The sequence below is a fragment of the Curtobacterium sp. MCBA15_001 genome (assembly GCF_001864835.1).
GTDB lineage: Bacteria > Actinomycetota > Actinomycetes > Actinomycetales > Microbacteriaceae > Curtobacterium.
In genome coordinates this window covers 104,178-114,558 of the sequence record NZ_MJGI01000027.1, presented here as the reverse complement: position 1 = coordinate 114,558, position 10,381 = coordinate 104,178, and the positions used below count along the sequence as shown (strand labels likewise).

10 protein-coding genes are annotated in these 10,381 nt (G+C 66.4%); 6 read left to right on the top strand and 4 right to left on the bottom strand.

What is annotated here, in order from left to right; all coding sequences use genetic code 11:
* Positions 1–329: 329 nt before the first annotated feature.
* Complete coding sequence (locus BIU90_RS16515; protein WP_071301508.1) at positions 330–1,565, bottom strand: MFS transporter; 1,236 nt, start codon at positions 1,563–1,565, stop codon at positions 330–332.
* Between the two features lie 52 nt (positions 1,566–1,617).
* Between BIU90_RS16515 and BIU90_RS19255 the strand changes: the two genes are divergently transcribed.
* A complete protein-coding gene (locus BIU90_RS19255) occupies positions 1,618–2,205 on the top strand; it encodes a CGNR zinc finger domain-containing protein (RefSeq protein WP_083404034.1) in 588 nt (195 codons plus the stop codon).
* A gap of 606 nt (positions 2,206–2,811) precedes the next feature.
* Here the strand turns inward: BIU90_RS19255 and BIU90_RS16510 are convergent.
* The gene (locus BIU90_RS16510; protein WP_083394912.1) at positions 2,812–4,299 is read right to left on the bottom strand and encodes a glyceraldehyde-3-phosphate dehydrogenase; all 1,488 of its coding nucleotides are present in this window, start codon (positions 4,297–4,299) and stop codon (positions 2,812–2,814) included.
* A gap of 40 nt (positions 4,300–4,339) precedes the next feature.
* Positions 4,340–5,398, bottom strand: a complete 1,059-nt coding sequence (locus tag BIU90_RS16505) for an Ldh family oxidoreductase (RefSeq protein WP_083393906.1) — start codon at positions 5,396–5,398, stop codon at positions 4,340–4,342.
* An 81-nt stretch (positions 5,399–5,479) separates the two neighbouring features.
* On the opposite strand from BIU90_RS16505, the gene BIU90_RS16500 reads away from it, so the two are divergent.
* Complete coding sequence (locus BIU90_RS16500) at positions 5,480–5,782, top strand: putative quinol monooxygenase (protein ID WP_071246394.1); 303 nt, start codon at positions 5,480–5,482, stop codon at positions 5,780–5,782.
* 49 nt (positions 5,783–5,831) lie between these two features.
* On the opposite strand, the gene BIU90_RS16495 is transcribed toward BIU90_RS16500, so the two are convergent.
* Positions 5,832–6,515, bottom strand: coding sequence for a GntR family transcriptional regulator (locus BIU90_RS16495; protein WP_083393910.1), 684 nt, complete (start codon positions 6,513–6,515; stop codon positions 5,832–5,834).
* Between BIU90_RS16495 and BIU90_RS16490 the strand changes: the two genes are divergently transcribed.
* From BIU90_RS16490 to BIU90_RS16475, 4 genes are read left to right on the top strand one after another with little or no spacing between them, the layout of a single operon-like run.
* Complete coding sequence (locus tag BIU90_RS16490; protein WP_254787092.1) at positions 6,414–8,126, top strand: CitMHS family transporter; 1,713 nt, start codon at positions 6,414–6,416, stop codon at positions 8,124–8,126. The genes BIU90_RS16495 and BIU90_RS16490 overlap by 102 nt on opposite strands.
* A 33-nt stretch (positions 8,127–8,159) precedes the next feature.
* Positions 8,160–9,572: an NAD-dependent succinate-semialdehyde dehydrogenase gene (locus BIU90_RS16485; RefSeq protein WP_071301317.1), complete on the top strand. Its 1,413-nt coding sequence runs from the start codon at positions 8,160–8,162 to the stop codon at positions 9,570–9,572.
* Between the two features lie 5 nt (positions 9,573–9,577).
* A complete protein-coding gene (locus BIU90_RS16480; RefSeq protein ID WP_071301506.1) occupies positions 9,578–10,024 on the top strand; it encodes a cupin domain-containing protein in 447 nt (148 codons plus the stop codon).
* Positions 10,021–10,323 carry an antibiotic biosynthesis monooxygenase gene (locus BIU90_RS16475; RefSeq protein WP_071282713.1) on the top strand — a complete coding sequence of 101 codons (303 nt, stop codon included), beginning with the start codon at positions 10,021–10,023 and terminating at the stop codon, positions 10,321–10,323. The genes BIU90_RS16480 and BIU90_RS16475 overlap by 4 nt, the downstream gene beginning before the upstream one ends.
* Positions 10,324–10,381: the final 58 nt, after the last annotated feature.

The window sequence follows — 10,381 nt, the reverse complement described above, 5'->3', positions numbered from 1 at the left end:
TGCCGCCGCTCTTCGGTGCCCCTTCGCGAGCTCGTCGACCACGGCGTGGACTTTGATACGTCTGGCAGGTGGCCGTGCCCGCAGGGGCCCATCGACGCTCTCCTCGAGAAGGCAGAGGAGCTGGCTGGAGACCGCAATGGGCCCCATCGGACTCTTGTCCGCATGAAGGCCGGCGGTGACCACGGCCAGCCCGGGAAGCGGCACTGCTCAAAATCGACCTCTCGTCGCTGACTTACATTCCCTGACAGATAAGTGGGCTCGATGCCTGTGGGGGACTTTGACGTCGCCCCTCGCCGTTGGCCCCTGATCAGCAGGCGGGCGGCTGCAGTTCAGAACCTGTCACCATCCGGACTCGTGAGCCTGGAGGGAGGGCTGCGTCGAAAGTTTCGGATCCTCCGGTCGGTGACGGCGACCAGCGGGCCGACGAGGCAGACAACCGCGCAGCTGATGAGCACCGGTGTTCGTCCCACTGCTTCGGCAGCTGGACCGATCAGCGCGATCCCGACCGGGGCCAGACCGTACGAGACCAAGAAGTCGAGGGAGGACACACGTGCTCGAAGTGGTGGCGGGACCTCTCGTTGGATCGCCGTGTACCAGGGGACGTTGAACAGTTCGACGCCGATGCCGGCCAGCACGTAGGCGGCGAGTACTGGGAAACGCTCAGTCGACACCGCAAGTGCCAGCGGCACACCGGCGTATAGCGCCAGACCGAGCATGGCGATCAAGCCGGGATGGCGAGGGTGCCACTTGGCCAGGAGCAGTGCTCCGAGGAGGGCACCGACAGTGAACGATGTGAGCGCAGTCGCAAGCATTCCGGTACCGCCGAATCGGTCTCGGCTGATCAGCGGCAGCAGTACGGACGTTGCGGCATAGCCGGTGGCGAGCTGCGTGGCCAGCACCGCAAGGACCGGGAAGAACCAGCGGTGCCGCCGTGCCTCTCGCACTCCGAGGATGAAGTCCGAGAACATTCGGGTCCGTCGCACGGTGGCCTCCGGTCGGTCGGTCGGGGCAGGGGGCGTCATGGCGGGGGCAGCGAGAGCAATGAGCCAGAGGGCAGAGCTCGCGGCGAGTACTGGTCGAGCACCGATCCAAGCCGTCAAGCCTGCGGCGATAGCGGGTGCCAGAACGGCGCTTCCGCGTGCGCCGAGCGTCGAGAGCGCATTTGCTGCCTGGTGCTGACCCTCCGCGACGACGTCGGCGAGTGCAGCTTGGTACGTCGGCCGGTATGAGCCCTGCCCGGCGCCAGCTAAGAGTGCAGCAGCAAGCACGAGCGAGCTGGCGCCGTCGACGGTCACAGCAAGAACGAACGTGCCCGTCGCCGCGGCCATCGAAGCCGCCTGGATCATTCGTCGTCGTGGTAGGCGGTCGGCGAGTACGCCCGCGACTGGCGTCAGGGCGACGTATCCCACGGTGCGCGCCGCGATGGCCAAGCCGAGCAACGTCACAGATCCACCGCGACCAAGTACAGCAAGCGCAAGAAGCACCGGGAGCGCAGCCGTCGCGGTACCGGCCGCCGTGTTGCCCAGCCACAACCGCACGAAGACAGGGTCTCGGAAGGGAGTCATGTAACTGAGGTTATACCGATAGACAGTTACGAAGCTATGGGACACTATCGATGTGGATGAACCTGGTCACTTCGGCGGTTTGGTCGCCGCGGCCATCGACCTCGCCAACGCCGCTGGTCCCGAATCGGCTTGGGGCCGCCCCCACCGCGCGCCGACGGGCAAGCCAGCGCAGAAAGCAGTCGGGAACGCCCTAGCCCTTATCCCCGCCAGCCAGCACGCTCTGGCGCCCGCCGACGTTGAGCAACTTCTCAGTACGGGCCAGCACCTCTGGCGTGCCATGTTCATCGCGGCCGCAGGCGACCTTCCCGCGGCGGCTGGACTTGTCAACGAGATGCTCTCGAAAGTCTCGACCCAGCCTCACTTGACCCAGCATGGAACGCAGCCCTGGCATCTCCACTTCGCCCCTCCAGGGAGCGGTCCAGGGCGGGAATGGTCGGCTGAACTCGTCGTCGCGGTGGCAAGCCTGTTCGGAACAAGGATGACCGACCGGCTTCGGAGCTGCGCGGCACACCAGTGCGATCGCGTCCTGGTGGACGAAACACGCAACCACACTCAACGCTATTGCTCCGTCAGCTGCCAGAACCGAACCAAGGTCGCAGCATTCCGAGCTCGCACCGGGCACGCTGCAAGCAACGAGTGAACTCGGTTCAAAGGGCTTGACAGACAGCTCGGAGAAAATCGGCGACCCGCGCGAACGCGATCTGGCGAACGCCGTTCAACCGGGACCGCAGGGCGCCGAAGGTGGGACTGTTCGAGCAGATGACGAGCGGGAGCGGACCGGACGGCATCACCCTCAACTCAGAGGCAGCCTCGTCCAGCGCACGACGTCTGCGTCTGCGTCTGGATCTTCGACAAGCTCGGCGATCTCGTCCCCAGAATCACCACACCACACGCGTCGCCTACCGGCCGGACCCCGGAACGCTCTTCTTCGCCGAGTCGCACAGCGATACGGTAAACACCACACCCATCCGAGTTGCCGGCAGCTTCATCTGACGCGCTCTGTCAGCGCCTGCTGGCGCGGTCCGAGGACGGCGGATACCAGAGATGCAGCGGACGGGAGGAAAAGGTCCGGCCCGACCAGCGCCTCCCGTCCGTCGGTCGCCCGGCACGCCTGTTGGCAGCGTCAGACATCGTCAAGGCCCAGCGGGTGCTACGTCACGTCCGGAACAGCATGATCCGCCACAACTGACAAGACCTAGCGAAGGCCGCACGGTTCCCGTGCGGCCTTCGTGTTGACCTCGCGCGCTCACGCGGTGGTGAGCTCCACTTCGGGCTCCGCAGCGACGCTGACGGTGACCGAGCGCAAGTTCGAACCGGCGATGTACTCGGCCAGTCGGACGACCTGAGCGCTGTAGCCGAACTCGTTGTCGTACCAGACGTACACGACGGCGGAGCGACCGCCGGGGGCTATCGTCGCCAGCCCGTCGACGACGCCGGCGTGCCGCGAGCCCAGCATGTCGGTAGACACGGCTTCCGGCGACTCGACGTAGTCGATCTGACGGCGCAGCGGAGACGCGAGTGAGGCCATGCGAAGGTGGTGGTTGAGTGCCGTGCGCGTGACGTCCCGATCGAACTGCAGGTTCAGCACCGCGAGGGAGACATCGGGCGTCGGCACGCGGATGGCATTGCCGGTCAGTTTGCCGGCGAGTTCTGGGAGTGCCTTCGCGACCGCGCTCGCGGCACCGGTCGCGGTGAGCACCATGTTCAGCGTCGCCGCTCGACCACGGCGGTCGCCCTTGTGGAAGTTGTCTGTGAGGTTCTGGTCGTTGGTGAACGAGTGCACCGTCTCGACGTGACCCGACACGACCCCGTACTCGTCGTGGAGCACCTTGAGGACCGGGGTGATGGCGTTCGTCGTGCACGAGGCAGCCGTGACGATCCGGTCGTCGTCGGTGATGACGTGGTGATTGATACCGAAGACGACGTTCTGCAGGTCTCCCTTGCCGGGCGCGGTGAGGATCACACGATCGACGCCCTGCGCGCGGAGGTGCTGTTCGAGGCCGTCCCGGTCTCGCCACTTCCCCGTGTTGTCGATGACGATCGCACGGTCGATGCCGAACACCGTGTAGTCGATCTCCGCCGGGTCGCTGGCGTAGATCACCTGGATGACGGTGCCGTTGGCGGTGATCGTCTGCGCGTCCTCGTCGATCGAGATCGTGCCATCGAAGGCGCCGTGCACGGAGTCACGACGGAGCAGGCTGGCGCGCTTGCGGAGATCACCGGCCGAGCCGGGGCGCAGCACGATCGCACGTAAGCGGGAGCCACGGGCGCCGGAGTCGTGCTCGATGAGCAGCCTCGCGACGAGCCGACCGATGCGACCGAAGCCGTAGAGGACGATGTCGCGGGCGCCCCCCTCGGCGTGTGCGGCCAGCAGGTCGGTGTCGTCGCGGAGGAACTCGGCGGCGGTCTTCTTGCCGCCGCCGGCGCGGTGCCGGTAGTAGTCGTAAGCAAGCTGGCCGACGTCCACCGATACCTGGCGGGGCTTCAGCTGTGCGACGGCGGCGATGATCGGCATCGACTCCGCCAGCGCCAGCACACGCTCGTCGGTGTGACGGGCGAAGCGGTGCGCCTTGAGGATGTCGATCGCGGACTTGTGCACGAGCGACCGGCCGTGAACGTTCAGCACCACGCCCTGGTCGCGGTGTAGCGCGCCGATCGTCGGGATTAGGCCTTCAGCAAGGGCTTCCGCGCGTCGCCAATGGCGGGTGTGCAGACCTGGGTCCTGGGTGCTCACTGTGTTCTCCTTTGAACGTCTGTTGCCGCGACAGGTCGGGTCAGGGCAGCGCGGCGCCGGTCTCCGCCGCGAGCTTCTCGAGGTCTTCCCACGTGTTCTCGGGGAGCTCGACACCGCCGGCGGCGATGTTCGCGGCCGCAGTACGATCCTCGATCTCGCCGGGATAGAAAATCTCGTCGTACCCGACTGCGAGCGGCGTCGATTTGACCTCGTCGATCATCTGCCCAACGCGCTCCGCGAAGCCATCGGCGTCGCCGAGCGCGTTCACGTCGATGGCGAGGAACAGGTGGCCGGCACCACTGCGAGCGGTCGGTTCATACGGCCCGTGGACGCTCTTCCCGACCGCCGATCCAGTGAGCGCCCCGGACAAGACGTCCATCATGAAGCTGATCGCATACCCTTTGTGTCCGGCCATCGGCAGGATCACACCGTGGACGGCCTCGGCGGCATCCGTCGTGGAGTGGCCGTCCTCGGTCAGCGCCCAGTTCTCGGGGATCGGCTGCTCCTTCTGCCGGGCGAGGTAGATCTTCCCGCGGGCGACCGCGGTGTTCGCGATGTCCAACGCGACGACCTTGTCCTCCCATGGGGCGGCGATCGACCACGGGTTCGTCCCCACGGCCTTCTCGCGGCCACCCCACGGCGCCATCGCCGGGGAGGCATTCGTGGTGAGGATCGAGACGCATCCGTCCGCTGCGGCGCGGCGGGTGTAGTACATCGCGGTACCGAAGTGGTTCGAGTTCCGCACCCCGACCGCGCCGATCCCGTGCTCACGAGCGCGCTGCACGGCTTCGACCCGAGCATGCTCCGTGAGCACCTGGCCGATGCCGTCGTGCCCGTCGAGGAGGAGCAAGGAGCCCGTGTCGATCAGCGTCTCCGGTCGGGCGTCGGCACGCATCGCGCCGGAGCGGATCCGCGCCACGTACCACGGCAGGCGCAGCAGCCCGTGCGACTGGTGCCCCCACAGGTCGGCCTGGAGCAAGCTGTTCGCGATGAGCGCCGCGTCGGCCGCTGCGACGTCGGAGCGGCGAAGGACGTCAGCCGCGAACGCCTCGAGTACGTCTGCGCTGACACGATTCCGGGTGATGGTTGGTCCAACCATGGGTGTAAGCCTTTCGATCACGAGCGACGTCGCTCGGTCCTGTACACCCTAAGGTATACCCGTTCGGACTAAGGAGGAAGTATGTACAGCGTTTGGGTCACCGTCGAGGTCGTTCCGGGGCGAGAGAACGCGTTCTTGGAGGCGATCAAGGCGAACGCCGCCGCGACCGTCGCTGACGAACCCGGGTGCTCGTCGTTCGACGTCGTCGAGCTGGAGCCTGGTCGTCGCTACGGCTTTTACGAGGTGTACGACGACGAGGAGGCGTTCACGGTCGCGCATCGGTCGGCGCCGCACTACGCCGCGTGGCGACGCGCGGTCGACGAGACAATCGCCCCCGGCACGCAGATCGTCACGCGTGGCCCACGGATCGTCGCGGAGCGGTAGCGCCGACGCCGGCGCCACCGAAGACTGGCCGATCGGCTGGTTGCTCAGGTCAGAGGTCGACGATCGCTTGGTCCATCCGAGAGGATGCCAGGAGCGCGTTGAAGATGGCTTGGTCGACGTGGAAGAGGTGGTGGGTGCATGCGGCGGCCGCCCGTTCGGCGTCGCCCGACTCAATCGCCCTGCACATCTCGATGTGTTCCCGGATCGACTCCGACAGCCGGCCGATGTCCTGATGCGCGATGTGCCGCAGGCGTGCGGTGTGCGGGCGAAGTTCGTGGATCGCCTGCGAGAGGTACTCGTTCGGCGTCAGCTCCACCACGTTGTCGTCGAACCGTGCCGTCAGTTCCGAGAACCGGTCCGCGAAGGCCTCGGAGTACTCCTGGATACTGAGGTCCTCGAAGTCCGCGGCGATGCCGGCGAAGAGATGTCCGATGCGGGGCTCGCGTGTTGCACGCCCTACGACCTCGCGCATCGCCGCCGGTTCGAGGATCCGCCGGAAGTCGAACAGCGCCCGTGCGCCCGCCAGCGAGAGCCTGGTCACCATCGGGGCGCGACGTGGCTGGATCTCGACGAGGCCGTCCGCGGCGAGGCGTCGGAGTGCCTCCCGTACCGGCGTCCGCGACATGCCCGTGTGTTCCACGAGCATCACCTCGGGCAGGATCTGCCCGGGTCGGAAGGTGCCGTTCTGGATGTCGTGCTTGAGCTGCTCGTAGACCCGCTCGGTCTTGCCCATCCGGACGCCGTTCAACTCGACGGCCTGCGATGCCGGAACCATCTGCATGTCGCTCATACCAACCAGTCTACGTTTGCCGTCAGGTATACCTGTGTGCATACTGTTCACACGTCGCGCATGGCGGCGTTCTGGTTCGTCCTGAGCAAGGGAGCAACGATGCTCGTGATACTCGGCTTCTGCATGATCGCCGTCTTCATGGTCCTGGTGATGGCCAAACGGATGACGCCAATCGCGGCGCTCATCATCGTTCCGATCGTCTTCGGACTCTTCGCCGGCCACGGCCTCGACATGGGTGACATGGTCATCGAGTCGCTGCTGAAGCTGGCGCCGACCGCCGGTCTGCTGTTCTTCGCCATCATCTTCTTCGGCACCATGATCGATGTTGGGCTGTTCGACCCGCTGATCCGTCTCATCCTCCGGTTCGTCAAGGACGACCCGGTGCGCCTGGTCGTCGGGACGGCGCTGCTGACCACGATCGTGTCGCTGGACGGTGACGGTTCGACGACGTTCATCATCGTCACCTCCGCGCTGCTGCCGATCTACATGCGACTTGGGATGAACCCGGTCACCCTGACGGTGGTCGCGGCGATGTCGAACGGTGTCCTCAACACCGTCCCATGGGGCGGATCGACCGCCCGCGCGTCGGCGGCGCTGAACGTCTCGCCGATCGACATCTTCGTGCCGATGGTGCCGGCCATCGCGGCTGGTCTACTGACGGTCCTCGTGCTCGGCTACTTCATGGGCATCCAGGAGCGGAACCGTCTCGGCAAGCTGGAACTGCAGGCCTCTCCCGGCTTCCTCCGGAAGGCGCGCGCCGGCGAGCCGGCGATCATCGGCGCCGACAACGGTCGCAGTTTCACCCGTGCCGTCTACTCGGAGCGCACCGCCACCGGGTCTATCGGCACCCCGCGGACTGGCTCCTCGGTGGTCATCAGCAACAACTTCGCCGCTGAGCTCGACGGCGTCAAGGGCATCCTCGACCGCCCGAACGCTCGGCCGAAGCTGATCTGGTTCAACCTGATCCTGACGCTCGCCGTCATGGTTACCCTCGTGGTCGACGTCACCGAGCCGGTCGTGATCTTCATGATCGCCGCGTCGGTAGCGCTGGTGATCAACTTCCCGCGCATCAAGCAACAGTCCGAGCAGCTCAAAGCACACGCCGACAGCGTCATCAGCGTCGTCGGCATGGTCTTCGCCGCATCCGTGCTCACCGGCGTCCTTGACGGTACCGGCATGGTCGACGCGATGGCGAAGTGGCTCGTAGGCATCGTGCCCGACCAGATGGGGCCGTTCATGGCACTCATCGCCGGCGCGCTCTCCGTCCCGCTGACCTTCATCATGACGAACGACGCGTTCTACTTCGGCGTCCTGCCGATCCTCGCCCAGACCGCGGAACACTTCGGGATCGGCGGCGTCGAGATGGCCCGCGCATCGCTGGTCGGGCAGGCGCTGCACCAGTCCAGCCCGCTCGTCGCCTCGTTCCTGCTGCTCATCGGCCTCGCCAACGTCAACCTCGCCGACCACTTCAAGAAGGTCATCTGGCGCGGCGCCATCGTCGCCGGCGTGATGCTCCTCGTCGGCGGTCTGACCCTCGCCTACCCACTCTTCTGACGGCTGCGTCCGCAGAGAACTAGAAGGAGAACCATGATCACCTCGGTGGATCCCCGCAACGGGGCCCAGCTCGCCACGTACGACAACACTCCGGCGACGGAGGTCGACACCATCCTCGATGACGCGGTCACCGCGCAGCGCGCTTGGCGACGAACCCCCATCGGCGAGCGGTCCGCGCTGCTGCGTCGCGCGGCGGCAGTGCTCCGTGCGGGCGTGCCGCGCTACGCCCACACCATCACCGCGGAGATGGGCAAGCCCATCGTCGAGGCGGAGGCGGAGATCGAGAAGTGCGCGCTCACCCTCGACTTCTACGCCGACCACGCGGCCGAGTTCCTCGCCGACACCCCCGTCGCGTCGTCCGCAGCGGACAGCCGCGTGCTCTACGAGCCGCTCGGAGTGGTGCTCGCGATCATGCCGTGGAACTACCCGTTCTGGCAGTTCTTCCGCTTCATCGCTCCCGCACTCGCCGCCGGTAACGGCGCGATCCTCAAACACGCCAACAACGTCCCCGCCGCGGCGCTCGCGGTCGAGGAGGTCATCCGCGAGGCGGGTGCCCCGGCCGGACTCTTCAGGAGCGTGCTGATCAACTCATCCGAGGTCGCAGGACTCATCGCTGACGACCGGATCGCGGCGGTCACGCTCACCGGTTCCACCGAGGTCGGGGCGATCGTCGCCAGCCAGGCGGGGACCGCGCTGAAGAAGCAGGTACTCGAGCTGGGTGGCTCGGACCCGTTCATCGTCCTCGCCGACGCGGACGTCCCCGCAGCTGCGAAGGCGGCGGTGAAGGCGCGCTACACCAACAACGGGCAGTCGTGCGTGAACGCGAAGCGGTTCATCGTCGAGGAGTCCATTGCGGACGAGTTCGTTGCGGAGTTCAAAGCGAACGTCGAGGCGCTCAAGCTCGGCGACCCATTCGAACGCGACACCAACATCGGGCCGATGGCGCGGGGGAACCTCCGTGACGAGTTGCACGACCAGGTCACGCGCACCCTCGACGCAGGCGGTGTCCTCGTCACCGGTGGCGTACCGGTGGAGGGCCCCGGGTTCTACTACCCGGCGACGATCATCGACCACGTCACCCCAAAGCATGCAGCATTCGTGGAGGAGACCTTCGGGCCGGTCGCCGCCGTCATCCGCGCAAAGGACGCGACCGAGGCCGTCGAGCTGGCGAACGACACCGAGTTCGGGCTCGGCGCGGCGGTCTGGTCGGCCGACCTCTCCAAGGCGGAGGACCTCGCTCGGCAGATCGACGCCGGCGCCGTGTTCGTCAACAGCGTCGTCGCGTCGGACCCGCGTCTGCCGTTCGGCGGTATCAAGCGTTCCGGCTACGGCCGTGAACTCGGCGTCAACGGCATCCGCGAGTTCGTCAACGTGAAGACCTTGTCGATCGGCACGACCGCAGCGCCGAAGCCGGCCGCGGCTACGGTCACCGAAGCCACGGAGTGATGGACATGCGAGACACAACGTCGATCAGCTCGTGGAAGCCGGTCATCTTCCGACCAGACGAGCTCCCGACCATCGACCGCGGCAACGGTGCACGCACCACGCCCATGGTCACCTCGGCACGCGGTGGCACCGGGTTCCTGAACGGGGTCACGACGTTCGAGCCTGGCGCCGCCATCGGGCTGCACACGCACAACTGCGTGGAGTCGGTAATGATCATCGAGGGTGACGCAATCGTTGACATCAACGGCGAGGAGACGCCGTTGACGTTGCACGACACCACGTTCGTTCCGGCGAACATCCCCCACCGGTTCAAAAACGCGTCGGACACGAACCGGATGCGGATCCTCTGGACCTACGCCTCCTTGGACGCGACCCGGACGCTGATCGCGTCCGGCGAGACCGGACGGATCGATGCGGAGCAGGCCCTCGACACGAAGGGACGGTCAGCATGAGTGTCACCGAGATCGCCGAGATCAACATCCTCGACGGCACAACGAACCGATTCGAGGCCGCGGCTGCGGAAGCCGCCGCGCACTTCCAGACGGCGCCAGGATGCCGCACGTTCGAGCTGCGTCGATCGGTCGAACACCCCAACCGATATCGGTTGTTCGTCGGCTGGGACAGCGTCGAGGCGCACACGATCGACTTCCGTCAGTCCGAGGGATTCGCCGCGTGGCGCGCACTCGTCCACACCTTCTTCGCAGAACCGCCCCGGGTCGAGCACGTCAGCACCGTGCTCAAGGCTTTCTGACCGGGAGCACCGACCGCCCTGGCCGGGTCGTGACCCACCCGGCCAGGGCATCAACAAA

Excerpts from the sequence above, each read along its gene's own strand:
- BIU90_RS16515 (WP_071301508.1), bottom strand. The coding sequence starts at position 1,565 with ATGACTCCCTTCCGAGACCCTGTCTTCGTGCGGTTGTGGCTGGGCAAC.
- BIU90_RS16505 (WP_083393906.1), bottom strand. The coding sequence starts at position 5,398 with ATGGTTGGACCAACCATCACCCGGAATCGTGTCAGCGCAGACGTACTC.
- BIU90_RS16500 (WP_071246394.1), top strand. The coding sequence starts at position 5,480 with ATGTACAGCGTTTGGGTCACCGTCGAGGTCGTTCCGGGGCGAGAGAAC.
- BIU90_RS16495 (WP_083393910.1), bottom strand. The coding sequence starts at position 6,515 with ATGGGCAAGACCGAGCGGGTCTACGAGCAGCTCAAGCACGACATCCAG.
- BIU90_RS16485 (WP_071301317.1), top strand. The coding sequence starts at position 8,160 with ATGATCACCTCGGTGGATCCCCGCAACGGGGCCCAGCTCGCCACGTAC.
- BIU90_RS16480 (WP_071301506.1), top strand. The coding sequence starts at position 9,578 with ATGCGAGACACAACGTCGATCAGCTCGTGGAAGCCGGTCATCTTCCGA.
- BIU90_RS16475 (WP_071282713.1), top strand. The coding sequence starts at position 10,021 with ATGAGTGTCACCGAGATCGCCGAGATCAACATCCTCGACGGCACAACG.